23 protein-coding genes are annotated in these 26,150 nt (G+C 71.0%); 13 read left to right on the top strand and 10 right to left on the bottom strand.

The genetic code is table 11. From position 1 onward, the window contains the following. Positions 1-15 precede the first annotated feature (15 nt). Positions 16-1,659, bottom strand: a complete 1,644-nt coding sequence (locus tag AB0I54_RS34245) for a hypothetical protein (protein WP_363300141.1) — start codon at positions 1,657-1,659, stop codon at positions 16-18. 97 nt (positions 1,660-1,756) lie between these two features. Here AB0I54_RS34245 and AB0I54_RS34240 point away from each other — a divergent pair, with 97 nt between their 5' ends. From AB0I54_RS34240 to AB0I54_RS34230, 3 genes are read left to right on the top strand one after another with little or no spacing between them, the layout of a single operon-like run. After that, complete coding sequence (locus AB0I54_RS34240) at positions 1,757-3,004, top strand: Nramp family divalent metal transporter (RefSeq protein WP_363300140.1); 1,248 nt, start codon at positions 1,757-1,759, stop codon at positions 3,002-3,004. A 38-nt stretch (positions 3,005-3,042) separates the two neighbouring features. After that, positions 3,043-4,491, top strand: a complete 1,449-nt coding sequence (locus AB0I54_RS34235; protein WP_363300139.1) for an NAD-dependent succinate-semialdehyde dehydrogenase — start codon at positions 3,043-3,045, stop codon at positions 4,489-4,491. Between the two features lie 8 nt (positions 4,492-4,499). Beyond that, entirely contained in the window at positions 4,500-4,946 is a 447-nt protein-coding gene (locus AB0I54_RS34230) for a nuclear transport factor 2 family protein (RefSeq protein ID WP_363300138.1), read from the top strand. Here the strand turns inward: AB0I54_RS34230 and AB0I54_RS34225 are convergent. The 6 genes from AB0I54_RS34225 to AB0I54_RS34200 all read right to left on the bottom strand — a co-directional run bounded on the left by AB0I54_RS34225 (position 4,933) and on the right by AB0I54_RS34200 (position 11,947). Continuing rightward, complete coding sequence (locus AB0I54_RS34225) at positions 4,933-5,724, bottom strand: CoA ester lyase (RefSeq protein WP_363300137.1); 792 nt, start codon at positions 5,722-5,724, stop codon at positions 4,933-4,935. The genes AB0I54_RS34230 and AB0I54_RS34225 overlap by 14 nt on opposite strands. Next, positions 5,721-6,716, bottom strand: a complete 996-nt coding sequence (locus AB0I54_RS34220; protein ID WP_363300136.1) for a hypothetical protein — start codon at positions 6,714-6,716, stop codon at positions 5,721-5,723. The genes AB0I54_RS34225 and AB0I54_RS34220 overlap by 4 nt, the downstream gene beginning before the upstream one ends. Next, positions 6,713-8,320 carry a GMC family oxidoreductase gene (locus AB0I54_RS34215; RefSeq protein ID WP_363300135.1) on the bottom strand — a complete coding sequence of 536 codons (1,608 nt, stop codon included), beginning with the start codon at positions 8,318-8,320 and terminating at the stop codon, positions 6,713-6,715. Before AB0I54_RS34215 ends, AB0I54_RS34220 begins: the two co-directional genes overlap by 4 nt. Positions 8,321-8,333: 13 nt before the next feature. Beyond that, positions 8,334-9,464: an acyl-CoA dehydrogenase family protein gene (locus AB0I54_RS34210; RefSeq protein ID WP_363300134.1), complete on the bottom strand. Its 1,131-nt coding sequence runs from the start codon at positions 9,462-9,464 to the stop codon at positions 8,334-8,336. After that, positions 9,461-10,657, bottom strand: a complete 1,197-nt coding sequence (locus tag AB0I54_RS34205; RefSeq protein WP_363300133.1) for an acyl-CoA dehydrogenase family protein — start codon at positions 10,655-10,657, stop codon at positions 9,461-9,463. Before AB0I54_RS34205 ends, AB0I54_RS34210 begins: the two co-directional genes overlap by 4 nt. Before the next feature lie 72 nt (positions 10,658-10,729). Continuing rightward, positions 10,730-11,947 (bottom strand): cytochrome P450, encoded by a 1,218-nt coding sequence (locus AB0I54_RS34200; RefSeq protein ID WP_363300132.1) that lies wholly within the window; start codon positions 11,945-11,947, stop codon positions 10,730-10,732. Between the two features lie 157 nt (positions 11,948-12,104). Between AB0I54_RS34200 and AB0I54_RS34195 the strand changes: the two genes are divergently transcribed. The 4 genes from AB0I54_RS34195 (at position 12,105) to AB0I54_RS34180 (ending at position 16,346) form a co-directional block, all read left to right on the top strand. After that, entirely contained in the window at positions 12,105-13,499 is a 1,395-nt protein-coding gene (locus AB0I54_RS34195; RefSeq protein WP_363300131.1) for an aldehyde dehydrogenase family protein, read from the top strand. Between the two features lie 233 nt (positions 13,500-13,732). After that, positions 13,733-14,578, top strand: coding sequence for a cyclase family protein (locus AB0I54_RS34190; RefSeq protein WP_363300130.1), 846 nt, complete (start codon positions 13,733-13,735; stop codon positions 14,576-14,578). A gap of 23 nt (positions 14,579-14,601) precedes the next feature. Further along, a complete protein-coding gene (locus AB0I54_RS34185) occupies positions 14,602-15,516 on the top strand; it encodes an enoyl-CoA hydratase (RefSeq protein WP_363300129.1) in 915 nt (304 codons plus the stop codon). Further along, on the top strand, positions 15,513-16,346 hold the full coding sequence (locus AB0I54_RS34180) for an SDR family oxidoreductase (RefSeq protein WP_363300128.1): 834 nt from the start codon (positions 15,513-15,515) through the stop codon (positions 16,344-16,346). Before AB0I54_RS34185 ends, AB0I54_RS34180 begins: the two co-directional genes overlap by 4 nt. 45 nt (positions 16,347-16,391) lie before the next feature. Here AB0I54_RS34180 and AB0I54_RS34175 read toward each other — a convergent pair whose 3' ends face one another. From AB0I54_RS34175 to AB0I54_RS34165, 3 genes are read right to left on the bottom strand one after another with little or no spacing between them, the layout of a single operon-like run. Continuing rightward, on the bottom strand, positions 16,392-16,574 hold the full coding sequence (locus tag AB0I54_RS34175) for an HtaA domain-containing protein (RefSeq protein ID WP_363300127.1): 183 nt from the start codon (positions 16,572-16,574) through the stop codon (positions 16,392-16,394). Then, positions 16,571-17,014, bottom strand: a complete 444-nt coding sequence (locus AB0I54_RS34170) for an HtaA domain-containing protein (protein WP_363300126.1) — start codon at positions 17,012-17,014, stop codon at positions 16,571-16,573. Before AB0I54_RS34170 ends, AB0I54_RS34175 begins: the two co-directional genes overlap by 4 nt. Before the next feature lie 4 nt (positions 17,015-17,018). Beyond that, positions 17,019-18,728 (bottom strand): class I adenylate-forming enzyme family protein, encoded by a 1,710-nt coding sequence (locus AB0I54_RS34165; protein ID WP_363300125.1) that lies wholly within the window; start codon positions 18,726-18,728, stop codon positions 17,019-17,021. Positions 18,729-18,805: 77 nt separating this feature from the next. Here AB0I54_RS34165 and AB0I54_RS34160 point away from each other — a divergent pair, with 77 nt between their 5' ends. From AB0I54_RS34160 to AB0I54_RS34135, 6 genes are all read left to right on the top strand, one after another. Next, on the top strand, positions 18,806-20,269 hold the full coding sequence (locus tag AB0I54_RS34160; protein WP_363300124.1) for a carboxylesterase family protein: 1,464 nt from the start codon (positions 18,806-18,808) through the stop codon (positions 20,267-20,269). Between the two features lie 4 nt (positions 20,270-20,273). After that, positions 20,274-21,119: an amidohydrolase family protein gene (locus tag AB0I54_RS34155; protein WP_363300123.1), complete on the top strand. Its 846-nt coding sequence runs from the start codon at positions 20,274-20,276 to the stop codon at positions 21,117-21,119. Continuing rightward, positions 21,112-21,894: an enoyl-CoA hydratase-related protein gene (locus tag AB0I54_RS34150; protein ID WP_363300122.1), complete on the top strand. Its 783-nt coding sequence runs from the start codon at positions 21,112-21,114 to the stop codon at positions 21,892-21,894. The genes AB0I54_RS34155 and AB0I54_RS34150 overlap by 8 nt, the downstream gene beginning before the upstream one ends. 29 nt (positions 21,895-21,923) lie before the next feature. Then, a complete protein-coding gene (locus AB0I54_RS34145) occupies positions 21,924-22,373 on the top strand; it encodes a pyridoxamine 5'-phosphate oxidase family protein (protein WP_363300197.1) in 450 nt (149 codons plus the stop codon). Between the two features lie 124 nt (positions 22,374-22,497). Beyond that, on the top strand, positions 22,498-25,212 hold the full coding sequence (locus AB0I54_RS34140) for a branched-chain amino acid ABC transporter permease/ATP-binding protein (protein ID WP_363300121.1): 2,715 nt from the start codon (positions 22,498-22,500) through the stop codon (positions 25,210-25,212). Further along, complete coding sequence (locus tag AB0I54_RS34135) at positions 25,209-25,970, top strand: ABC transporter ATP-binding protein (protein WP_363300120.1); 762 nt, start codon at positions 25,209-25,211, stop codon at positions 25,968-25,970. The genes AB0I54_RS34140 and AB0I54_RS34135 overlap by 4 nt, the downstream gene beginning before the upstream one ends. Positions 25,971-26,150: the final 180 nt, after the last annotated feature.

Raw genomic sequence — 26,150 nt, 5'->3', positions numbered from 1 at the left:
TACCTCAGGCGCCGGTCAGGCCAGCATCGAGTGGATCTCCCGCTCCGCGAGCTCCCGGGCCTCGGCCTCGCCCAGGGCCACACCGCCGGTCTTCAGGACGCGGCTCACGCCTCGTCGGGCGTCGTCGCGGTAGCGGGCGTCGATGACGTCGAACTCCAGATTCTTGATGTAGATCCGCAGCCGGTCGCGCAGCGAGCCGTCGGTCTGCGCGGCCTCGACCACCCTGGGCAGCAGGCTGGTGGAGACCAGCAGGGCGTGCGCCACCTTGCGAGCCCGCTCGTCACGAAGACCCAGCAGCACCTCCGGCTGGGAGGAGCGGATGATGTGGTCCTTCCACCAATCGAAGTCGGGCTCGGAGTCGATCGCGCTCAACTCGATGTTCTGTTGCAGCAGGGTGCGGGTCAGCACCTCGACGGAGTACTCGACGTACCGGTGCCGGTCGCGCCCGGACAGCGAGGCGGCGTAGGCGCGCAGATCCCGCCGGGCGTCGGGGGCCGAGAAACAGTACCGGCGGATGCCGTGGATCTCCGGGTCCAGCAGGCCGTACTCGTAGTTGAGGACACGGAACGGGTTGGCGCCGCTCTCCAGTTGGACCGGCCAGGCGTCGGCGCCGGACTCGGGGGTGAACGCCCACGGCTCCGGCGGGCGCGCGGCGTCGCGCATCATGTCGCGCAGGATCGGGGCGCCGTAGAAATGCTGTGGCAGCAGTGGGCCCGGTCCTCGCGAATAGGCGATGCTCACCCCGGCTGCCTGCGCCCCGCGCAGGAAGCGGTTGTTGTCGAGATAGGTCAGCGACGCCGTGAAGCGCGTCAGCGGCGACGGTCGCAGCTTCCCCACGTGGAACACCGCGTCCAGCAGCCGCTCGACCCAGTCCTCGCCCCACACCTCGCGCGCCGCGCCTCGCAGGCTGCGGCCGACGTCGCCCCGCTCGTCGGTGTAGAGCGCCCCGACGGTGGCGCTGCCGAACAGTGCCAGCAGCGCGGTGGCGGGGGAGTCGAAGCCGGCGTTGCCCTGAGCCGACCGGACCAGAAGGCCGAGCGAGTCCACCAGACCGCCGAACGGCGTGGCGGTGTCGACGGTGATCGACGGCTCCAGCTCGGACAGCAGTGTCAGCCCCTCCGGGGTGAACTCGCGCTGTTCGTCCCCGAGACCCATCGACGCCACGACGAACTCACCCAGCACGCGGATCTGTTCCGGTGTGTGGCTGTCGTAGTTGTCGTCCACCACCGCACGGCGGACCTCTCGGGCCAGACCGTTGGCGTCGCGCTCGACGAGCTCCAGGAAGTCCAGGACCTCGCGCCGCCGGCCGCTCGCGAACGGTACGTCGCGAGAGCGGCGGTTGGCGGCGATCGCGATCTCGGCCAACGACACCTGCGGTCCGTAGCGGCTGCTGGAGCCGGACCCGGCGTAGGAGCGGACGACCCCGTTACGGACCCACTGGTTCACGGCCTGACGGCTGACGGCGACTGCTCGTGCGGCTTCGGCCTGTGTCACCAGGTCGGCCGGCAGTTCGTCGGAGACGGTCTTGGTCCGGAGCCGCTCGGCGGCGCGCTCCAGGGCGCGCACCAGTTCGGGCACGGGGACGGCCCCGCTCTCCCCGAGGGTGAGGGCGAGTCGTTCGAGCGCGATCGAGATCGACTCGTCACGAGTGTTCTGCATAGACGCCCATCCTATTGCGAATGTCGGTGTCCCGGCTCTTTGCTTGTTGTCATGTTGTAGTTGTCTTGCTCTCTTGGTAAAGCCTAGGATCGCCCTCATGCGGGGCGACGACAAGATCCTTGGCCGTCCGGGACACGACCGTTCGCCCCGGGGCCTCGCTCTGCTCGGGCCGGCCTTCGTGACGGCTGTGGCTTATGTCGACCCCGGCAATGTGGCCACCAACGTCACCGCGGGCGCCCGTTTCGGCTTCACCCTGGTGTGGGTCGTGGTCCTGGCCAACCTGATGGCTGTGCTGGTCCAGTATTTGTCCGCCAAGCTCGGACTGGTCACCGGAACCTCGCTGGCCGGACACGTCGCGCAGCGGCTGCCCCGCCCGGCGCGGATCGCCTACTGGCTGCAGGCCGAGGGCGTGGCCGTGGCCACCGACCTGGCCGAGGTGATCGGCGGCGCCGTCGCTCTGCACCTGCTGTTCGACCTGCCTCTGGCGCTCGGCGCGGTGCTGACCGCAGTGGTGGCGCTCGCCGTGCTGCGCATCGGCGACCAGCGCGGCCAGTCTGCCCTGGAGCGAGTCGTCCTCTCCTTCCTGGCCCTGATCGCGGTCGGATTCCTGGCCGGGCTGGTGGTCGAGCCGCCCGGCGGGGCCGAGGTCACGGCCGGGCTCGTCCCGTCCTTCGCAGGCGCCGAAAGCGTGCTCCTGGCGTCCGGGATCGTCGGCGCGACGGTCATGCCGCACGCCATCTACCTGCATTCCAGCCTCACCACTGAGCGCCACGCGGTGGCCCGGGCCCAGCGTCCGATGGCTGTGCTGCTGCGGGCCACCCGCGTGGACGTCGTACTGGCGTTGCTGTTGGCCGGGGTGCTCAACCTCTCGCTCCTCCTGGTGGCCGCGACCAGTCTGGCCGACCGGCCGAGTACGGACACCTTGGAGGGTGCTCATGCCGTGGTGACCGCGGAGCTCGGAACCGGGGTGGCGCTGCTGTTCGCCGTCGCGCTGCTCGGGTCCGGGCTGGCCTCGACGTCCGTCGGGAGCGCCGCCGGGGCCGAGATCATGCGCAGCCTGACCGGGTTGCGCGTCGCGCCGACCGTGCGCCGACTGGTGACTCTGGTGCCCGCGGTAACCGTCCTGGCCTTCGGCGTCGACCCCACCCGGGCCCTGGTGATCTCCCAGGTGGTGCTGTCCATGGGGATCCCGTTCGCGCTGGTGCCGTTGGTCGGGTTCACCGCCAGCCGCCCGGTGATGGGCCCGCACCGCAACCACCCGCTGACGACAGCGGCTGCGGCCGCCGTGGCCGTGGTCATCGTGACGCTCAACCTAGCCCTTCTCGGCCTCACCCTCAGCGGTTGAGCCTGGACGACCCGAATCATGTTCGTAATAATGTTCTTATGACCTCCAAACATAGTAACGAGCGAGCCGACGTCTTCGTCGGCGGCCGCTGGCGTCCTGGTGCCGCCGGTGAGTTCGATGTCCTGGACCCGGCCACGGGAGCCGTCGTCTCCCGGGTCTCGGACGGGACCGAGGCCGACGGTGTCGCCGCGGTGGATGCCGCCGTCGCGGCCTTCCCGGGCTGGGCCGCGACCGCTCCGCGGGAGCGCTCCGAGCTGCTGCGCCGCACCTTCGAGCTGATGCTGCGCGACCGTGAGCAATTGGCCGCCCTGATCAGCGCCGAGAACGGCAAGGCGCTGGCCGACGCTCGCGGCGAGGTCACCTATGCCGCGGAGTTCTTCCGCTGGTTCGCCGAAGAAGCGGTGCGCACCGGCGGTGATTTCGGGCCGGCCCCTGCGGGAGGCACCCGGACCGTGGTGACCCACAAGCCGGTCGGCGTCGCCGCCCTGGTCACGCCCTGGAACTTCCCGGCCGCCATGGCCACCCGCAAGCTCGCCCCGGCGCTCGCGGCCGGATGCACCACGGTGCTCAAGCCGGCCTCGGAGACTCCGCTGACCACGCTGGCCATCACCCGCCTGCTGGTCGAAGCCGGTCTTCCCGACGGCGTGGTCAACGTCGTGCCCACCAAACGGTCCAGCCCGCTGGTGTCGGCCTGGCTGGCCGACCCCCGCGTCCGGAAGATCTCGTTCACCGGCTCCACGGAAGTCGGCCGAGTGCTGCTGAAGCAGGCCGCGGACCGAGTCGTCAACGCCTCGATGGAGCTGGGCGGCAACGCGCCGTTCGTGATCACCGCCGACGCGGACCTGGACGTTGCCGTGGAGGCAGCGATGCTCGCCAAGTTCCGTGGCGGAGGGCAGGCATGTACCGCGGCGAACCGCTTCTACGTGCACGAGGACGTGGCCGGAGCGTTCACCGACCGCTTCGGTGCCGAGGTCGAGAAGCTCAGCGTGGGAGCGGCCGCCGAGGGTCATGAGATCGGTCCCCTGATCTCGGCCCGCGCCGTGGAGGAGGTCGGCTCGCTGGTGGAGAGGGCCGTCCTGGCGGGCGCGACCATCACTCACCAGGCCCCGGTTCCTCAGGGCGGAGGCTTCTACTTCGCCCCGACCGTGCTGACGAACGTCGCCCCGGACGCCGAGATCATCCGGAGCGAGATCTTCGGCCCGGTCGCCCCGCTGGTGACGTGGAGCGACGAAGCGCACTTGCTGCGGATGGTCAACGACACCGAGATGGGGTTGGCGGCCTACGTGGTGGCCGGCGAACTCGGCCGGGCGATGCGCCTGGCCGAGCGCATCGACGCGGGCATGGTCGGGATCAACCGGGGCCTGGTCTCCGATCCCTCCGCTCCGTTCGGCGGCATGAAGCAGAGCGGCTTGGGCCGTGAAGGAGCCCGGGCCGGTCTCGAGGAGTTCCTCGAGACCCAGTACTTCACCATCGACTGGCGCGACTGAGGAGAGCGATGAGCAACGAAGTCCAGGACCGGCTCGACATCGAGAAGGCAATGCGGCACTACGCCGTCGGTCTTGACGAGCGCAAGTGGGAGGAGTGGGATCTCGCGTTCACCGCGGACGGAATCATCGACTTCACTCCGATGGGGGGCAAGCGAGAGACCCGCGACCAGATGCGGGAGCGGCTGAGCAAGCCCGACCCGGCCTGGCTGTTCGCGCAACACCCGCTCTACAACACGGTCGTCACCATCCACGGCGACACCGCGACGGCGTTCTCCCACTTCCAGATGGAGACCGGCCGACGCGCCGAGGACGGCATGGTCACGCGGGTCTCCGGCGGCGGCTCCTACGAGGACGCCCTGGCCCGCACCTCCGAGGGGTGGCGCATCACCGAGCGCCGCGTGTTCCTCAAGTGGAAGCACACCTACACGGTGAAGGACGAGGTCAAACGCGACTGAGGATGCGACGCGCCCGTGTCACCACGGGCGCGTCGACCATCGCGCCGTCGACGACGACAACGCCCGAGGACGAGGCCTCGGCCGCGAGGACGATCCGCTCGGCCCAGGCCAGTTCGGCGGCCGAGGGCGAGAACGCGGCGTTGACGGCGGCGACCTGCTTGGGGTGGATGCACAGCTTGGCGCCCAGGCCCAGCTCCCGGGCGTGGGCGAGATCGACGTCGAGCACCGTCGGGTCGTCGAGGCGGACGGTGACGCCGTCGACCGGGCCGGGCAGGCCCGCGGCGGCCGAGGCCATCACCAGCCGGCCGCGGCTGTAGGCGAACGCCGACGGCGAGGCCGGGTCCACGCCCAGTTCGGCAGCCAGGTCGACGGTCCCGAGCGCCAGCCGGACCACACCCGCGGCGGCGATCTCGTCGGCCGCGGTCACGCCCCGCGGTGTCTCCACCAGGGCCAGCACCTCGCCGACGTGAGCACGGACCGCGGCAACCTGGGCGGCCGAGTCGGTCTTGGGCAGCATGACGACGGCGCCGGTGCCGGCCAGAGCGGCCAGCTCGGTGTCATGGGTCGGAGTGCCGGCGGCGTTCACGCGGACGACGGCGGCGTTCCCCGCGCCCAGCCATGCGACGACGTGCTCCAGCGCTTCCGCCTTGACCGCGGGCGCGACGGCGTCCTCCAGGTCCAGCACGACTGCGTCCGCCCCGCTCGCCGCGGCCTTGGCGAACCGCTCCGGCCGGTCGCCCGGCACGAACAGGAAGCTGCGGGCCGACCCGGCGTTCAAGCCAGCACCGCCGTGAACCGCCAGTCGAGCACCGGCCGGACCTCGCCGCTGGGGCCGCGGGAGTCCACCAGGCAGCGCAGGTCGGCCAGCCCGCCGCCGCCCGGCAGCGGCTCCAGGCCGGTGACGGACACCGTGGCTGCGAGCGCGTCGTCCTCGTACACCGGGCCGACGTGGTCACAGCCTTCCCAGCCGGTCACGGTGACCAGCGCCGGCAGTGCCCGCGTCACCTGATGCAGCGCCAGCCCGATGGTGTGCCCGCCGTAGACCAGCCGCCGCCCGCCGGCGGCCGCGGCGTCGTGGTGCACCGCAGCCAGATTGCCGGTCAGCCGGGCCAGCTCGGGCGCGCTGGAGACGACGTCGCGCCCCTCGACCGTCCAGCTGGCGCCCGGTTCCAGGTCGGCGAAGTGCGGCCCCGGCACGCGCTCGCGGAAGACCGCCATCTTCCAGTCGGCCACGGGCGCGCCCAGTTCGGCGCGGGACGGCGTCCGCCCGACGGAGTCGAGGTCGTCCTGGCGCTCGACCCGGGCGTCGGCCGAGGAGAGCGGCAGCATCGCGCAGCGCCAGTAGTCGAGCACCGTACGGCCGGCCTGGTCGGTGGTGACGATGTGCAGAGCGGCGACGCCGGTGGGCGGCCGCCCCTCGCGACGGCGGTTCTCCCGCAGCCCCTCGACCGTGGTCACCGTGGACAGGGTGTCGCCCACGGAGGGGAACCGGCGGAAACACAGCCCCCGGTAGAACAGGTTGGCCTTGACGTGCTGCGTCACGGCCGTGGACTGCCCGATCGAGACGTCCCACACCAGGGCCGGGGGCGCCGGCGCGGGGACGCCCGCCACGGCCACGGCCAGTTCCCGGTCGAGGCTGATCCGCAGCCGGTTCCCCACGATCGCGCGGTGCGCGGCGACCAGGCCGTCGGTCAGCGTGAGGGCCGGGGCGTCGTCGAAGACCTGTCCGATCCGCAGCTCGTCGACGTAGGGACCGCGGACCGCCTTCATGCGTCCTCCAGGATCAGCGACGCCGCGTGCCAGGCCAGTGCCTGCGTCGGCGCCGAGGTGTTGCCCGAGGGCTGGTGGGGGAAAACCGACGCGTCGACCACCCGTAGCCCGGTCGTGCCCCGCACGCGCAGGCGCTCGTCGACGACGTCGTCGGAGCCCGGGCCCATCGCGCAGCTACCCAGCGGGTGGTAGCCGGAGGCGCCCTGGAACAGGCCGACCTGCTCGAAGTCGGCCTCGGTCCGAACGCCGGGGCCGGGGATCCGCTCCTCGGTGATCAGGTCGGCCACCGGGCCGCTGCCGAACAGCTCGCGTACGCGCCCGCCGACCTTGGACAGGATGCGCCGGTCCGCCTCGGTGTCGAGGAAGTTGGGCTGGATCGCCACCGGGTCCTCGGGGTCCGGGCCGGTGATGTGGATGTGGCCGCGGCTGGTCGGACGAAGCGGGTATGCGGCCAGCATCAGGCCCGGCTCGTCGTCGACGGCGAGCTTGTCGTTGTGCATCGTCTTCCCCTTCATCGAGAGGGGATTGAAGAAGCCGCAGGTGTCCGGGCGGTCGGACGCGGGGTCGGCCTTGAAGTAGACCAGGCAGGTGGCTGAGCCGGCGGCGATGATCCCGTCCCGGCGGACCAGGTACTTCGCCCCCTGGTACATCCGTTTGGCCTGGGTGTTCACGAGCGGGTTGAACCCGCCGGCGGCGCCCGGCCGGATCTTGTACATGAAACGCAGTCCGCGGTGTTCGTTGAGCTTCTCGCCGACGTTCGGGCTGTCCACGACGAGCTTCACGCCGGCCCGCCCGAGCACGTCCGCCTGCCCGACACCGGAGCGCTCCAGGAGCGTCGGGGTGTCCAGCGAGCCGCCGCAGACCAGGACCTCCTTACGGGCCCGGATCTCGATCTGCCGCCCCTTGTGCCGGGCGAGTACGCCGACCGCGCGGGTGCCGTCGAAGCGGATCCGCCCCACCTCCGTTCCGGTGGCCAGCGTGACGTTGCCGCGTTTGAGCGCGGGCCGCAGGAAGGCGCCGGCGGCGGTGACCCGCAGCCCGCGCCTGGTGGAGAACTGCGTGTAGCCGGTGCGCTCGTCGTCGGAGCCGTTGATGTCGAGCACGCGCTTCACTCCGGCCGCGGCGCAAGAGGCCATGAACGCCTCGGAGACCGGCTCGGTCGGTGCGGTGAGCTCGACGCTCACCGGGCCGCTGCCGCCGTGCAGATCGGAGGCGCCGAGCTGGAAGGACTCCAAGTGCTTGTAGGCGTCCAGGAAGGTGTCCCAGCCCCAGCCGGGGTTCCCCTCCTCGACCAGGCGGTCGAAGTCGCCGGCCCAGCCGCGGTTCCAGACCAGACCGTTGATGGTGGTCGAACCGCCGACGACGCGGCCGCGCCACCAGGCGTCGGTGGCGTTCTCGGGCCCGAACGGCCCGGCGGTGAACTTCTTCGCGTAGCGGTCGGAGTGCATGGTGAAGAAGAAGCCCTTGGGCACCAGGTGCATCGGGTTGCGGTCGTGCCCGCCGGCCTCGATCACCAGAACGGTGGCCCGGGACCCGGCCGAGATCCGCTCGGCCAGGACCGAGCCGCCCGCGCCGGAGCCGATGATGACGTAGTCGAACTCCATGGTTCCTCCGAACTCAGGCCGAGACCGCGTCGAGGGTCAGGGCTGCGACCCGGTCGAGGTGCTGCGTGGCGGTGCCCAGGGTCAGACCGTTGGTGCCGGCCCGCTTGAAGTACAGGTGGGGCGAGCCCTCCCAGGTGAAGCCGAGGCCGCCGTGGAGTTGGATCGCCCCGGCGCTGACCGCTTGGTAGGACTCGCTCGCCACGGCCTTGGCCAGCCCGGCCGCGAGCTGCGGGTCGTCGGTGCCGTCCTGCAGTGCCCAGGCGCCGTGGTAGGCCGCCGACCGGGCGGTCTCGACCGCGATCAGCAGGTTCGCGCAGCGGTGCTTGACCGCCTGGAACGCGCCGACCGGCTGGCCGAACTGCTTGCGCGTGCTGACGTGCGCAACGGTGACGTCGAGCATCCGTTGCGACCCGCCGACCGAATCGACGGCCAGCAGCACCGAGGCCACCAGCGCGGCCCGCTCGACGGCGCCGACCGCCTCCGTGCCGGAGGCCAGCAGCCGTGCCGGCGTCGCGGCGAAGGAGACCGCGGCCTGCCGGCGCGTGAGGTCGAGTGTGGTCAGCGCGGTGCGGGTCAGACCCTCGGCGTCCCCCGCCACGGCGAACAGCGCCGGGCCGTCCGAGGTACGGGCCAGCACCAGCAGTGTGTCCGCGGCGGCGCCGTCGGGGACCTGGGCCACGTCGCCGGTGAGCCGCCAGCCGCCGTTCTCGGTGGCCTCGACGGTGACGGCATCCTCGTCCAGGACCCCGGTGGCGAGCGGCGCGACCAGCGTGGCCACGCGCTCGCCAGCGCACAGCGGCGGCAGCAGCTCGCGCTTGGCGTCCTCGTCGGAAAGCGCCACCAGCGCCGGCATGGCCAGGGCGAGGGTGCCGAGCACCGGACCGCAGACCAGGGCCGCGCCGAGCTCGTCGACGACGACGGCCTGGGCGACCAGTCCGACGCCGTCGCCGCCGTAGGCCTCGGGGACCGCCAGGCCGAGGACGCCGATATCGGTGCCCAGCCGGCGCCAGAGCGCCGGGTCGTGGCCGAGTTCGGACTCCATGTGCTCGCGGACCAGGGCCTCGGGAGAGACCTCAGCGCAGAACTCGCGCACCATCGAGCGCAGCTCGACGATCTCGTCGTCGAACTCGAACTCCTGCGTCATCGGGGGATGTCCTTCCAGGCGACGCCCTTGTCGGCGCGCAGTTCCTGCGGCAGCTTGAGCACGCGTTCGCCGATCACGTTGCGCATGATCTCCGAGGTGCCGCCCTCGAGCGTCGTGGCGCGCGAACGCAGGTACTTGCGCTGGATCGCGGTCGGGCCGGACTCGTCGTCCGGAGCATCGAGCGAGTAGGTGTCGATCAGGGTGCCCTCGGGGCCGAGCAGTTCCAGACAGAACTCGTAGACCGCCTGGGCCAGTTCGGAGTTGAGCAGCTTGATGATCGCGCTCTCGGCACCGACCACCCCCTTGCTGGCCGCCACCCGGGCCCGGTCGCCGGTCAGGCGCTGCGTCTCCGCCCGGACCCAGAGCCGGACCAGTCGGTCCCGCAGCACCGGGTCGTGGCGCTCGGGGTGAGCCGCCCACAGGGCCAGGGCGTCGGCGATCACGCCGCTGCCGCGGGCCGCCACGCGGTCGCCGAGCGAGGTCCGTTCGTCGCCGAGGGTGCTGTTGGCGACGATCCAGCCCTCGCCGACCTCGCCGAACCGCTGGCTGTCAGGGATGAACACGTCGTCGAGGAACACCTCGTTGAACGCGGCCCGCCCGGTGATCTGGCGCAGCGGCCGCACGGTGATTCCCGGAGACTGCATGTCGACCACGAAATAGGTCAGGCCCTTGTGCTTCGGCACGTCGGGATCGGTGCGGGCCAGCAGGATCGCCCAACGGGAGAGGTGGGCCAGGCTGTTCCAGACCTTCTGGCCGTTCACCCGCCAGCCGTCGCCCTCGCGGACCGCACGGGTGGCCAGGCCGGCCAGGTCGGACCCCGCGCCCGGCTCGCTGAACAGCTGGCACCACTTCTCCTCGCCGGTGGCCAGCGGGCGCAGTCGGCGGGCGGCGAACTCCCGGTCCGCGTAGCGGCGGATCGTGCCGGCCACGATGCCGTAGCCGATGGTGTTCACCGTCCGGGGCTCGGGCCCGCCGGCCTCCCGCATCACCCGGTTGGCCAGCGGCTGCAGGGCGCGGGGTGCGTCCAGGCCGCCGAGCCCGACCGGGAAGTGGACCCAGGTCAGCCCGGCGTCGTACCAGGCGCCCATCAGCTCCGGGAGTGGAGTCGAGGCGGGCGGGTGCTCGGCCACCACCCGGCGGGCGGTGGCCTCGACCAGCTCGGCGTCGGGTGTGGTCGTCGGCGATGCGGTCATCGGGCTCCTAGGCAGCAACAAGGGTGAAGTCGATGAATGACTTCAACATAACATGAGCATTACTGGCTCGATTCAGGCGAGCACGGCGTCCCCGACCCGCTCGCCCGGGGTGAAACGGACCGGGATCTCGAACGGCCCCACCACCGAGGGGGTCTGCGGGTGCTGGTGCCACGCCACCTCGCCGGCCGGGCGCAGGTCGGGCAGCCGGGTGACCAGCGCCGTGAACATGGCCACCAGTTCGGCCCGGGCCAGGTGCGAGCCGAGGCAGAAGTGCCGCCCGGCGCCGAACGCGAGGTGCGGGTTGGGAGAACGGTGGATGTCGAAGGTGTCCGGGTCGGCGAACATCTCCGGGTCCCGGTTGGCCGCGCCGTAGTAGCTGACCAGCTTGGTCCCCTTGGTCACGGCGACACCGGCGAATTCGGCGTCGCGGGTGGCGGTGCGGCGCTGGAACACGATGGGCGGGTCGAACCGAAGCATCTCCTCCACCGCCTGGGGCACCAGCGACGGGTCCTCGACGAGTGCGCGGTGCGCCTCGGGGTGCTGGAACAGCCGGTTCATGCCGGTGGCGAGCACGTTGCGCGAGGTGTCGCTGCCGGCCGAGACCAGCAGCTGGAAGTCCAGCTGGAACTGGTGCTCGTCGAACGGAATGTCCAGTACCTCCGCGTGGGCGATCTTGGTCAGCATGTCCTCGCGGGGCTCGGAGATCCGCTCCCGGTAGGCGTCGCTGGCCCAGGAGTAGAGCGTCGAGATGGCCTCGGCACCGATGCCGTAGGACGGGTCGGTGCCCCGTGCCAGGGTGGCCGCGGCGTCGAACATCACCAGCGACTGCTCGCGCGGGAGGCCGATCAGGTCCGCCATGACGAAGCTGGCCATCCGGCCCGCGATGTCGTCGACGAAGTTGCACTCACCCTTCTCGATGACGCGGTCGATGATGTCGTTGACCAGCCCTTCCAGCACGTCCTGCTGGGACCGGACCGCCATCACGCTCAGTTCCGGGCTGAGCAGCTTGCGGTGCGGGGTGTGGTGCGGCGGGTCGGAGAAGATCAGGTGCTGGTGGGTCGCGTCCCCCTGCACGGCCGTGTCGCTGATGAGTGTGGTCGGGGCGTTGCCATAGGTGTCCGACTCCGTCTCCAGCGCCTTGACGTCCGCGTACCGGGTGAGGGCGTAGAAGCCGGGGCCGCCGTCGTGCTCCGCGTGCCAGTGCACCGGGTCGTTCTCGCGCAGCCACTTGTATAGCTCATAGGGCTGACCCTCGACGTAGTGGGCGGGGTCGAGCAGGTCGATCTCCATGCGGCACCTCGGATGGTGGGTCGGACGCGAGCCAATTGTGGTTCTACTTATCCTGTAACCATCTTGGTCTTGGCCACAAGGGAAGGCTGCATTATTGTTCGAACCGAATAGAGCTTCCCTGGACCATTACAGCGACGTGCCCGCCTGGAGGACTCCGGTGACCGCAACGATCCCCACGACACGTACCTACCGGACACACAACCCCGCCACCGGTGAGACGCTGCGCGAGTACCCGTTCCTGAGCGACGACGAGCTCGAGGCCAAGCTGGCGCTGGCCCACCAGGCCTATCTGACCTGGCGCGAGGTGCCGATCGCCGAGCGCGTCGCGCTGTTCGTCAAGGTGGCCGACCTGATCGAGGCCAAGCTCCCGGAGCTGGCCCGGCAGGCCACGCTGGAGATGGGCAAGACCCTCCCCTACTCCCTGGGCGAGGGCTCCGGCGCGGTGAGCATGTTCCGCTACTACGCCGAGCACGGCGAGGCCCAGCTCGCCGACGAGGTGATCGAGTCGGCCGGCTTCTCGAAGCTGGTGCTGCGCCGCGAGCCGGTCGGCGTCGTCCTCGGGATCGAGCCGTGGAACGCGCCGCTCTACCAGGCGATGCGGGCCACTGCCCCCAACCTGATCCTCGGTAACACCGTGATGGTGAAGCCGGCCGAGATCTGCCCCGGCTCGACGCTGATGTTCGACGAGATCTTCCGCGAGGCCGGCTTTCCCGAGGGCTGCTACCAGACCCTCCTGGCCTCGACCGACCAGGTTTCGACGCTGATCGCCGACGACCGTGTACGCGCCGTGACGCTCACCGGCTCCGACCGCGCGGGCTCGGCCGTCGGCGAGCAGGCCGGCCGGCACATCAAGCCGGTGGTCCTGGAACTGGGCGGCTCCGACGCCTTCATCGTGCTGGACTCGGCCGACGTCGACCTCGCCGCCGGCACCGCCGCCACCTGCCGTCTCGTGCTGGGTGGGCAGGCGTGCGCCCTGCCCAAGCGGGTCATCGCCACCGAGGGCATCGCCGACGACTTCACCGAGAAGTACGTCGCCGCGTTCGCTTCGCAGGTGGTGGGCGACCCGTTCGACGAGAACGTGACCGTCGGCCCGATGTCCAGCCAGGCCGCGGCCGACCTGCTGCAGGAGCAGCTCGACGACGCCGTCGCCAAGGGCGCCACGGTGCTGCTGGAGGGCGGCAAGGTGGACGGGCCGGGGTCGTTCTTCAAGCCCGCGGTGATCACCGGCGTCACCCCCGAGATGAGGCTCTACCGCGAGGAGGCGTTCGGCCCGCTCGGCGTGGTCTACCGAGTGGCCGACACCGAGGCCGCGGTGCGGCTCGCCAACGACAGCCCCTACGGCCTCGGCGGTGCCGTCTTCGGTGAGGCCGAGGAGGCGCTGGCGGTGGCCGGCCGGATCGACACCGGCGGCGTCGGGGTGAACACCTTCCTGGGCTCGCCGACCGAGGCGCCGTTCGGAGGCACCAAGCGCTCCGGCGTCGGTCGCGAGCTGGGCGGCCGTACCGGCATCGACATGTTCGCGAACCTCAAGACGTACGGCTTCCCCGCCTGAACCCGGCCCGCCCGGCTCACCGACGAGTCGGGCCGGGCGGGCCGGCTCCATCCCCTTGCACCCGCAGACCCACCGCACCGAGGAGCGTTCCGATCAGCACCCGCCGCACCGTCTCACCGCGTCGCCGGTACACCAAGCCCGAACTCGACGCGCTCGCGCTCCGCTACCGCACCTGGGGCAAGTGGGGGGCGGACGACGAGGCCGGCGCGCTCAACCACATCACTCCCGAACGGGTGGCAGCGGCGGCCGCGCTCGTACGCACGGGCAAGACGTTCTCCCTGGCCATCCCGCTCGACCGCAACGGCCCCATGCCCTCCCGGACAGCACGCGTGAACCCTCAGCACCAGATGTACAAGCACGGGGGTGACCTGCTGGCCGACTGGGAGAACGCCCGGCACGGCATGCAGTCCACCGACGACGGCATCTACATGCCGTTGCAGTGCGCCACCCAATGGGACGCCTTCTGCCACGTCTTCTACGACGGCGTCACCTACAACGGGCACGGTCCCGAGAGCGTGACCAGCCAAGGTGCGGTCCACAACAGCATCGCCCAGGTGGCCGACCGGGTGGTCGGCCGCGGTGTCCTGCTCGACTTCCCACGGTTCTACGGCGTCGACTGGCTGGAGCCCGAGGACGCCATCCAGGACGTCGACCTGGAGGCCTGCGCGAAGGCCCAGGGCGTCGAGATCGGCCCGGGCGACATCGTCCTGATCCGCACCGGACACATGCTCCGGCGGAGGGGCGAGGGGCAGGAGCACTGGGGCGACTACGCCGCCGGTCCCGCACCCGGCCTCGGTGTCAGCAGCGCCGACTACCTGCTGCCGCGGGAGATCGCCGCGGTCGCGGGTGACACCTGGGGCCTCGAGAGCGTGCCGAGCGAGTCGCTGCCCGAGGCCAAGTTCGCCCTGCACGTGATCTTCCTGGTCAACGCCGGTGTGCTGATCGGGGAGATCTGGGACCTCGAGGAACTGGCCGCGGACTGTGCCGCCGACGGCGTCTACGAGTTCCTCCTGAGCGCGCAGCCGCTCACCGTGACCGGAGCGGTCGGATCGCCGCTCAACCCGATCGCCGTCAAGTGACCGATCCCCGAGGAAGGACCACCATGCCGGACTACCGGTTCATCACCTACGAATTGCTGGACGAGGGGACCATCGCCCGGATCACGCTGAACCGGCCGCGCTACCGCAACGCCCAGAGCCGCAGCCTGCTCGTCGAGCTGGACGAGGCGATGCTCCGGGCGGAGGCGGACGACACGGTGCGCGTGGTGATCCTCGCCGGCAACGGCATGACGTTCTCCTCCGGCCACGACATGGGCACGCCGGAGCGGGCGGTGGAGCGGGCCGAGGGACCGGAGCAGCACCCGACGTTCCGGCTGAACGGGGCCACCAAGGTCAGCGCCGAGAAGCGCATGGTCCAGGAGTGGCATTACTACTACCAGAACTCGCTGCGGTGGCGGAATCTGCGCAAGATCACCGTCTGCTCGGTGCAAGGGCCTGTCCACGCGGCCGGCTTGACCTTCGCGTGGTCCTGCGACCTGATCGTCGGTGCCGAGGGCACGACGTTCTCCGACCCCGTCGGCACGCGGCTGGGCATGTGCGGTGTCGAGTACTTCGCCCACCCGTGGGAGTTCGGCCTGCGGCGGACCAAGGAGCTGATGCTCACCGGCGGTGACGTCAGCATCGACGAGGCCCATCGGATCGGCATGGTCAGCCAGATCTTCCCGGCCGACGAGCTGGTCGAGCGGACCTTGGAGTACGCCCGCGAGATCGCCAAGCGGCCGACCATGACCGCCTTGATGATCAAGGAGGCGGTCAACCAGACCCAGGACAACATGGGCTTCTACAACTCGCTGCAGGCCTGCTTCAGCCTGCACCAGATCAACCACGCGCACTGGGCCGAGATCCACGGCGGGCGGGTGGCGCACGCGACGATCGAGGACGGGGCCGTGGACTGGCGCAAGGGGGCCGCATCGGCCAAGCCCGACCAGGACCCCGTGGCGGCGGAGGTGGCCCGGTGAAGGAGCAGTGGACGGATCGGGACGCCGACTGGACGCCCGACTACGCGAGCCTGATGCGGCTCGACGGCCAGGTGCACGTGGTCCTCGGCGCCGGCTTCGGCATCGGGCGGCAGACGGCGCACGCGCTGTCCGCCTTCGGCGCCACGGCGGTGTGCGTCGACCGTGACCAGGAGCGGGCCGAGAAGGTGGCGGCCGAGGTCGGCGGCATTGCCTGGACGGGCGACATCACCGACCGTGACTCGATGGCGGCCCTGTTCGACTTCGTGGAAGAGCGGTGCGGGCGCCTCGACGGCGTCGTCGACATCGTCGGCCTGTCGATCTACAAGCAGGTCCAGGACCTGTCCGACGACGACTGGCTGTTCCACCTCGACATCGTGCTCAAGCACGCGTACCTGGCGATCAGCTGTGCCGCGAAGTTCTGGGAGCGCACCGGCACCGGAGGCTCGATGGCCTTCGTCGCATCGGTGGCCGGGCTTGGCAGCTCTCCCAAGCTGGCCGCGTACGGGGCGATGAAGGCGGCACTCATGTCCTTGGTCCGGACGTCAGCGGTGGAGCTGGGCCCGCTCGGGGTCCGGGTCAACGCGGTGGCGCCGGGCACCATCCGGACGCCGCGCCAGCAGGCCAACCCGCGCTGGACCCCTGAGCTCGTGCAGGCCAACATCGACAAGACGCCGCTGGGCAAGCTGGCCTACCCGTCGGACATCGCCAGTGTGCTGCTGTTCCTGCTCTCGCCGCTCTCCGGGCACGTCACCGGCGAGTCGATCGTCGTCGACGGAGGCAACCACGTGCTGTTCAACGTCAGCTCACCCGAGCCGGAGCGCAAGGCCTGAGACGGGCGACGACCGCGGGTCGGACGCCATCGACCATCACTGCCGTCAACGCACGGTCAGGGGGTCGAAGGCGTCGCCCGCGGCGTAGACGTGGTTGAACAGGCCGACGCCGGCCTCGGTGAGCTGTACGTCGGTGCCGGACCAGCCGCCCTCCTCGTCGGGGGCCAACCGCAGCGTGACCAGGTCCAGCCGTGGACCGCTGCCGTCCTCCGTCAGCGCTGCCGTCAACGCACGGTCAGGGGGTCGAAGGCGTCGCCCGCGGCGTAGACGTGGTTGAACAGGCCGACGCCGGCCTCGGTGAGCTGTACGTCGGTGCCGGACCAGCCGCCCTCCTCGTCGGGGGCCAACCGCAGCGTGACCAGGTCCAGCCGTGGACCGCTGCCGTCCTCCGTCAGCGGGTCGTCGACCGAGAGGACGGCAGGGGGCCCGAGCCTGATGCGCGGGTTCGCCAGGCGGACGAACAGCAGGCCGCCGTGGCCGCCCAGCCGGAGGTCGCCGCGGAAGGCCAGTACGCCGTCGTCGCTTCGGTCGGGGTCGGCCGGGTAGATCACGAGCTGCGGGTCGTCGGCAGTGAGGGTCGCGCCGTCGGAGACCGAGGCGCGACCGTCGCGCAGCCCGGCGAGGTACTGGAAGAAGCTGGTGCGGACGCTCCAGCGCAGCTCGCTCATCGGGTCAGCCTGCGGTCGGCTGCAGCAGGTCGCCCAGCGACAGCGTTTTCGGGATGTCCCGCTTGACCACCTTGCCGGTGGAGGTGCGGGGGAGGGCGTCGTCGATCAGAGCGATCCGGACCGGCACCTTGAACGCGGCCAGGTGACCGGCGGCGAAGCCGCGCAGCTCTTCGGCGTCGAGCCTGCTGCCGGGCCGGAGCCGGACGACGGCGACGAGTTCCTCGCCCAGCTTCGGGTGCGGCGCTCCCAGCGCGGCTGCCTCGACGACGTCGGGGTGGGCGTTGAGCACGGCCTCGACCTCGGCGCATTGGATGTTCTCTCCGCCGCGGATCACGGTGTCCTTGAGCCGCCCGACGATGTAGATCAGACCGGCGTCGTCGATCTTGCCGAGGTCGCCCGTGCGGAACCAGCCGTCGCGGAAGTCCGCCGCGTCGGGCATCCCGAGGTAGCCGGCCACCACCTGGGGGCCGCGGATCGCGATCTCGCCCTCCTCGTCGACGCCGAGCCGCTGCCCCTCCTCGCCCAGGATCGCCACTTCGGCGGTGGGCAGCGGGCGCCCCACACTGTCCGGGTGCCTGGCGAAGTCGGCCGCCGAGATCGAGATCACGCCCGACGTCGTCTCGGTCAGCCCGTAGCCCGTGCGTGGGGTGACCCGGTCACCGAACCGCTCGGCCACTGCGGCGATCACCTTGGTCGGCGCGGCCGACCCGCCCATCCCGATCACCCGCAGACTGTCCAGGTCGTGCCCGACCGCGGCTTCCAGGAAGGTCTGGATCACGAACGGAGGCCCGGCCAGCTCGTTGGCCCGTTCCGTCTCCACCAGGCGGACCGCCTCGTCGGCGTTCCACTTGTACATGAGCACCAGGCAGTGCCCGGAGTACGCGGCCGTGTAGAGGGTGTTCAGGCCCGCGATGTGGAAGAACGGGAAGGTCACGACCTTGGTCGAGGGCGCCGGCGGCAGGATCTCGTGCGGGCCGTCGGGGGTGGCCGGTTCGATCCGCATCGCCCGGATCAGCTTGTTGAGCAGCGACGCCGAGTGGTTGCGGTGCGTGTGCATCGCGCCCTTGGGCTTGGCCGTGGTCCCGGACGTGAACATGATTGTCGACGGGTCCCCGGGGGCGACCTCGACGTCAGGCGGGGCGGCCACGTCGCCGGCACCCGCCACCAGGGCGTCGAAGTCCACCACGTCCACCCGAGCCGCGGGCGTCTCGTCGCAGCGCACCGCGACCACGGTCCGCACGCCGCTGGCGGCCAGATCCTCCTCGGCCAGCAGAGCGATCCGCTCGCGGTCGGCCACCAGCACCACCGGCCGGGACTCCGCGACGACCTCGGCCAGTTCCCGGGTCCGCAGCCAGCCGTTGTAGGGCACGATCACGGCGCCGATCAGCTGGGCGGCCCAGAACGTGAAGACGAACTCGGGGTAGTTGCGCATCGCGATCCCGACGCGGTCGCCCTTGACGACCCCCAGCCCTTGGAGCGCGTGGGCGAGGGCGACCACCGTGTCCCACTGGTCCTGGTAGGTCCAGCGGCGGTCCTGGTACACGAGAGCGATCCGGTCGGCATGCGCGGCGGTGGCCAGGAACGCGTCCCGCATGGTGCGGGGATCCCGGTCGAACACCTCCAAGGGGCCGTGGCCGAGGTCGACCTGGGCCAGCGGGAACGCTCCGCCGGGCGCGGTCAGGATCCGGAGCCGGGAGACCTCGTCCAAGGACATGGGGCACTACCTTTCGCGCGTCTGCAATGGTGTTGCATAATAACAACACAAGTTGAAGCTTGTTGAGGAGTGCAATAGTGGATGTGATCACCCGGCAGGGCACCTTCCGTGGCGCACCGACGAGCAGCGGCTGGTCCTTCAAGGGGATCCCGTACGCGGCCGCCCCCGTCGGCCAGGCCCGGTTCGCAGCGCCCCACCCGCCGGAGCCGCACGAGGGCGTGGCCGACGCGACGGAGTACGGCGCCACGGTCTCCACCCCGCCGCAGCGATCGGCTGTGCTGGACGCCCTTCTGCCGGACCCGAGACGTCCCGGGCGCAACGGTCTGAACCTGAACGTGTGGACCCCGGACGTCACGGGCAAGGCGCCGGTCCTGGTCTTCGTGCACGGCGGTGGATTCGCCACCGGAGCCGGCTCGACCACCGCCTTCGACGGTACGGCGTTCGCCCGGGACGGCGTCGTCGCGGTGACGATCAACTACCGCCTGGCCGCCGAGGGTTTCGGGTTCTTCCCGGACGCCGTCCCCAACCGGGGTCTGCTCGACATCGTCGCCGCCCTTGAGTGGGTCCAGGCCGAGATCGCGGCCTTCGGGGGCGACCCGGCCCGGGTGACGCTCTCCGGGGAATCGGCGGGCGCGATGGCCGTCTGCACCCTGCTGGCCGTGCCGCGGGCCCGGGGGCTGTTCCGCCGGGCGATCTCGCAGAGCGGCACCGCCCACCATGTCCACACCGTCGAGCGGGCGCAACTGGTGGCGGCCGAGCTGGCCGGCGAGCTGGGGACCAAGCCGACGGCCGAGGCGATGGCCGCGGTGCCGGAAGACCGGCTGCACGCGGCGACCAACGTCGTGATGAACCGGCTGACCTCCGGCCAGGACCCGCGGTTCGCCGGCTTCACGCGGCTGACCTTCCAGCCGGTCGTCGACGGCGACATCCTCCCCGAGCACCCCTTCCCGGCCATAGCCGCCGGCGCGAGCCCCGACGTCGACCTGCTGATCGGCGCCAACACCGAGGAGTACGGCCTCTTCGTCGCCCCCACCGGGATGTGGGACAAGCTGACCGAGGACGCCCTGCGGGCCACCACCGCACGGATCTGCCCCGACCCCGACGCGGTGATCGCGACCTACCGCGCCCGGCGTCCGGACGCGAGCCCGGCGGAGCTGTTCGTCGCGATCCAGTCCGACTGGTTCTGCGTCGCCCCCACCGAGCGGCTCGTCGCCGCGCGCCGGGAGGACACGCACGCCTACCAGTTCGCCTGGCGGCCCTCGACGTACGACGGCCGCGTCGGCGCCTGCCACACCCTCGAGATCCCGTTCGTCTTCGACACCCTCGACGATCCCTGGGGCATCGAGCTGCGAGGGACCGACGCCCCGCAGGCCGTGGCCGACGAGGTGCACGCCGCCTGGGTGGCGTTCGTCCGCGACGGCGACCCGGGGTGGCCGGTCCACGGCGTGGCCGGGACGGTCCGCCGCTTCGGGGCACCGAGCGAGACGGTGACCGATCCGTGGGCGCAGGCCCGCGAGGCCTGGGTCGGCCGGGACTTCTGACGCGATGCTGATCCTCGACGCGCAGATCCATGTCTGGAAGGCGTCCACGCCGCAGCGCCCCTGGCCGGCCGACGCCATCGAGCCGCAGCGTCCGGTGCCGCTGGAAGTGCCTGAGGTGGCCGGCGAGCTGACCCGCGCGGGCGTCTTCGGAGCCCTGCTGCTCGGCCCGACCTGGGAGGGGTCGCGCAACGACTACGTGCTGGCCACGGCGGCCGCCGACCCCTCCCGGTTCGGCGCGATCTGCCGCTGGGCCACCGGCAGTCCCGCCGAGGCCGAGCGGCTGGCCGACTGGCGCTCGATCGCCGGGATGCGGGCGATCCGGATGTCGCTCAACCGTGGCGACGTCCTCGGCGTCCTGACCGCGGCCCGGCGCAGCGGCTTCTTCGCCGCGGCCGAGCGGTTCGGCGTGCCCCTCAGCATCTACGCTCCCGGCCGGTACGACCTCTACCGCGACCTCGCCGAGGAGTACCCCGGCCTGAAGATCGCGGTCGACCACGCCGCGGTCGAGACGTCCGATCTCCCCCTGGCCGAGGCGGTCGCGCCGCTGGCCGGGCTGGCCAAGTACCCGAACCTCGCGGTCAAGGCCTCGGCGCTGCCCTGCTTCCTCGACCTGGCCGCGGAGGCGCGCCCGTACCCGTCGATCACCGAGGCCGTGTACCGCCTGGTCGAGGCGTTCGGCGCCGAGCGGGTGTTCTTCGGCTCCGACCTGTCCCGGTTGCCGGTGCCCTACGCCGACCTCGTCGACGTCTTCGTGAACCACCTGCCCGGGCTGTCCGATGCCGAGCGGGCGCTCGTCTGCGGCCGCGGGCTGGCCGGATGGCTCGGTTGGAGCGAGGCGCTCGGTGAGTGACTTCGTGCGGATCGAATCGCGAGGCCCGGTCCTGCTGGTCACGCTGGACCGCCCGGAGAAGCGCAACGCGATGAACGCCGAGATGACCCTCGCCCTCGATGCCGCGTTCGACCGGCTCGACGACGACCCCGCGCTGCGGGTCGGGGTGCTCGCGGCCGAGGGGCCGTTCTTCTGCGCCGGCACCGACCTGCGGACCGGTGCCGGCCCGCACACCGAACGGGGCGGGATGTACGGCGTGATCCGCCGCCGGCGGCTCAAGCCGCTGGTGGCCGCGGTCGGCGGACCGGCGGTGGGCGGCGGGTTCGAGCTGGTGCTCGCGGCCGACCTGGTGGTGGCCGCCCGCGACGCCTGGTTCGCGCTGCCCGAGACCACGCGCGGGCGCGTGCCCGCGGCCGGGGGCCTGTTCCGGGCGCCGGACCGGCTGCCGCGCAACGTCGCCGTCGAGCTGATGCTCACCGCCGGAAGGCTCGGGGCGGAGCGGGCCCATCAACTCGGGCTGGCCAACCGGCTGACCGAGCCGAAGGACGTGCTCGCCGAGGCGCTGGACCTGGCCCTGGCCACATGTGCCGGAGCGCCGGAGGCGGTGGCCGAGCTGTTCTCCGGGCTGCACGCGGTGGCGGCCGCCGGTGACGAGGCCGGCTGGGCGGCCACACACACCGCGATGACCACACTGCTGAGTTCGGACGACCGCACCGAAGGCAACGCCGCCTTCGTCGAGCGCCGGGCTCCGCGCTGGGTCCCCGACGACGACGTGCGAAGGATGGTGCTCGGGTGAGGGAGCAGCGACGCGGCCGGTCGATCGCGATGACGCCCGAGGAGGTGGACGCCTTCCTGGCCGCCGAGCGGGTCTGCCGGGTGGCCACGATCAGCGCCGGCGGGCACCCGCACGTGGTGCCGCTCTGGTTCGTCTGGGACGGCTCCGCCCTGTGGCTGAACTCCGTCTTCCGCAGCCAGCGGTGGGCCGACCTGCAGCGGGACCCTCGGGTCTCCGTGGTCGTCGACGCCGGGGAGGAGTTCCACGAGCTGCGCGGCGTCGAGCTGTCCGGTGAGGTCGAGGTGGCCTCGGAAGTGCCCCGGACGTCCGAGCCGCGACCGGAGCTCGCCGGCGTCGAGCGTCGTTACGCGGAGAAGTACTCCGGCACGCCCGATTTTGTGGCCGACGGCAGGCACACCTGGCTCCGGATGAGCCCCACCCGGCTGGTGAGCTGGGACTTCCGCAAGAACCCGGCACTGAAACCGCGCCGGAGTGGTTGACGTCACCCCTGGGTCCAAGCATGATTGCGAAACCATTATAAGACGGCTAGTCCTTTGCTAGAACACTATTAGAGCCGCCAGCCGTCCGGCCCGCGACGATGCGTCGCCCGACCCGAGGTAAGCCGTGGACACCTTCTTGCCCTTCATCGTTGCCGGTCTGGTGACCGGCTCGGTCCTGGGCCTTGCCGGCACCGGCCTGGTCCTGACCTATAAGACGTCCGGCATCTTCAACATCGGCCACGGGGCGATCGCTGCCGCTGCCGCGTTCGTCTTCTACTGGCTTCACGTCGACCACGAGCTCAGCTGGTGGCTGGCCGGATTCATCGCCGTCTTCGTGTTCGGGCCGCTGTGCGGCCTGGTGATGTCCGCGGTGAGTCTCAAGCTGAGCAACCAGCGGCCGGCACTCAAGGCCGTCGCCACGGTAGGCATCGTGCTCCTGGTCCAGGGGCTGGCCACAGTCAAGTACGGCTTCAACGCCCTCCGGCCAATGCCGTTCCTGCCCAAGGCGGCAGAGATGGTCCGGATCGGCGGCGTCAACATCACGTACGCCCAGCTCACCATCATGGCGATCTCGCTGGTCGCCGTGGCGTTGCTCTACTACTTCTTCCGGGTCAGCCGGACCGGCCTGGCGATGCGGGCCGTGGTCAACGACCCCGACCTGGTCGCCCTGCACGGCACCAGCCCGCAGGCGGTGCAGCGGCTCTCCTGGAGCATCGGCTCCTCGTTCGCGGCGATGTCCGGCGTCCTGATCGCCCCGACCATGGGCATCGACTCGGTGACCATGACCTTCCTGGTGGTCCAGGCGTTCGGCGCCGCGGCAGTCGGCGCCTTCTCGAACATCCCGCTGACCTACGTCGGTGCGCTGGCGGTCGGCATGGTCTCCAACGTCATCACCAAGTTCTCCATCGACGCGCCCGCGCTGCGCGGTCTGAACACCGCGCTGCCGTTCATCCTGCTCCTGGTCGCGCTCATGGTCATCCCCAAGCGCAAGCTCGATCTGCCCTCGCGCTCCGAGCAGCCACCGAAGATCCCCTACCACGGGCCGACCAGCACGCGACTGATCGCCGGTGGCCTGGTCCTGGTGTTCCTGCTGATCGCGCCGAACCTGTTCAGCGGCCAGCTGACCTACCTGTCCGTCGGCCTGACCCAGGCCATCGTGCTGTTCTCGCTCGGCCTCCTGGTCCGCACGGCCGGCATGGTCTCCCTGTGCCAGGCGGTGTTCGCCGCGATAGGCGCCGTCACCTTCGCCCAGGTCGCCGAGGCCTGGGGCCTGCCCTGGCTGGTCGGCGTTCTGCTCTCGGCGCTGATCGTGGTGCCGGTGGCGGCAGTCCTGGCGCTCCCGGCGATCCGGCTGCAGGGCCTGTTCCTGGCCCTGGCCACGCTGGGCTTCGGTCTCTCGATGGAGGCCTGGGCGTACCAGCAGGACTGGTTCTTCGGCACCACCGGCACCGGGCGCCCGATGCCGCGCCCGGGCGGCATGGAATCCGACGAGCGCTGGTACTACGTCGTGCTGGCCTTCTTCGTGGTGACCGCCCTGCTGATGGTGGTGATCCACACGAGTCGGCTGGGCCGTACGCTGCGGGGCCTGTCCGAGGCGCCGCTCGCGGTTCGCACCCTGGGCCTGAACACGAACCTGCTCAAGCTGATCGTGTTCTGCATCGCCGGGTACATCGCCGGTGTCGGCGGGATCCTCTACGGCAGCACGGTGAACTACGTCGTGCTGGGGGACCAGTACTACGCGGCCTACTACTCGCTGGTGCTGGTGGCGACGCTCGCGCTGATGCCGTTCCGGGAGCCCTGGTACGCGGTGGTGGCCGTGGTCTCCGCCCTGATCCCGGCGTTCTGGCACAGCCCCAACGCCCAGCCGTGGCTGAACGTGATGTTCGGCTTCTTCGCCATCCTCATCGCCACCCAGGGCGGTGCCGACACGCTGCCGCAGAAGGCCCGCGACTGGATCGACCGGCGGTTCGGCCGGAAGCAGGACACCGGCCCGCTGGAGGCGGTCGAGTCCGACCCCTGGTCGATGCCGTCCGACGCCAGTGGCCTGGAGATCCGCGATCTGACCATCCGGTACGGCGGCCGCACCGCCGTGGACAAGGTCAGCCTGAAGGCCCCGGTCGGCCAGATCACCGGTCTGATCGGCCCCAACGGCGCCGGTAAGACGACGATGTTCAACGCGGCCAGCGGCCTGCTCACCCCCGCCACCGGGTCGGTGCTGCTACAGGGCCAGGACGTCACCGGTCTCAACGCTGCGGCGCGTGGTCGTCGCGGTCTGGGGCGGACGTTCCAGTTGATGCAGCTGGCCGATTCGCTCACGGTGGGTCAGAACGTCGCCCTCGGGGTGGAGTCCGGCCTGGCCGGCTCCAACCTGCGCGGCCAGATCCTGGCCACACGGTCGGAGCGCCGGGAGACGCTCGAGGCGGCCGAGTACGCCATGGAGCTGTGCGGCATCAGCGACCTGCGCAACGTGAACGCAGGGCAGCTCTCGACCGGCCAGAGGCGTCTGGTCGAGCTGGCCCGCTGCCTCAGCGGCCCGTTCGACACACTGCTGCTGGACGAGCCGTCCTCCGGCCTCGACCCGATGGAGACCGAGAAGTTCGGGGAGACGCTGACCCGGGTGGTCCAGACCCGCGGCTGCGGCATCCTCCTGGTCGAGCACGACATGGCCCTGGTGCTGCGGATCTGCGCCGACATCTATGTCCTGGACTTCGGCAAGCTGCTGTTCCACGGCACCCCGGAGGAGGTCCGAACCAGCCCCATCGTGCAGGCGGCCTACCTCGGCTCGGAGACCGAGTCCCGAGACGACCTGATCGACGAGATCGAGGAGGCGGTCCGATGACCGACCAGCTCACCCGGGCCGGGGCGAACGGTGCCGCCGCGCCCGCATCGGAAGTCCCCGCTCTGGAACTGCGGAACGTCAACGCCAGCTACGGCACCACAGCCGTGCTCAGGGATGTCTCGCTGAGCGTGGCCCCCGGCTCGGTGACCGCTCTGATCGGCCCCAACGGCGCCGGCAAGACCACGTCGCTGCGTGTGGCCTCCGGGCTGATGCGACCCACCGGCGGCCAGGTGCTCGTCGACGGGGTGGACGTCACGAAGTCGTCCGCCGCCCGCCGGGCCAAGGGCGGCATGTGCCACGTCCCTGAAGGGCGCGGCGTCTACCGGAACCTGACGGTGCGCGAGAACCTGCTGATGCAGGCCACCTCCACAAGCCCCAAGGAGACGATCGAGATCGCCGCCTCGGTCTTTCCCCGGCTGGGAGAGCGTCTGACCCAGAAGGCGGGCACCCTCTCCGGGGGCGAGCAGCAGATGCTCGCTCTGTCGGCGGCGTACGTGGCCAATCCCAAGCTCGTTCTCGTCGACGAGCCGTCGTTGGGCCTCGCGCCGATCATCGTGGACCTGGTCTTCGACTTCCTGAAGACCCTGCGTGAGAAGGACGTCGCCCTCCTGCTGGTCGACCAGTACGCCCTGCGCACACTGGCCATCGCCGACCACGCCTACGTGCTGCGGCGTGGCGAGATCGCCTACGACGGCGACGCCGCCGGCCTGCTCCAGGGCAACATGTTCGAGAAGTACATCGGCGAGGGCGCGGCCTGATCAGGCGTCGCGTTCGTTCCACCTGGCTGCCCCGGATGGGGACCCGCACTCGCGGTCCCCGTCCGGGGCAGTGGCGTGTTGGCGCGCTGGACGAGCTGTCGCCGTTCGACCGGCAGGCGCCGTTCGACCGGCAGGCTCAGTCCGTCGAGCCTCCGGGGCGCGGTGCAGCCCGAGACCCGG

This window comes from Streptomyces sp. NPDC050625, assembly GCF_040654755.1.
Taxonomy (GTDB): domain Bacteria; phylum Actinomycetota; class Actinomycetes; order Streptomycetales; family Streptomycetaceae; genus Streptomyces.
This window is presented reverse-complemented; position numbering and strand designations above follow the sequence as displayed.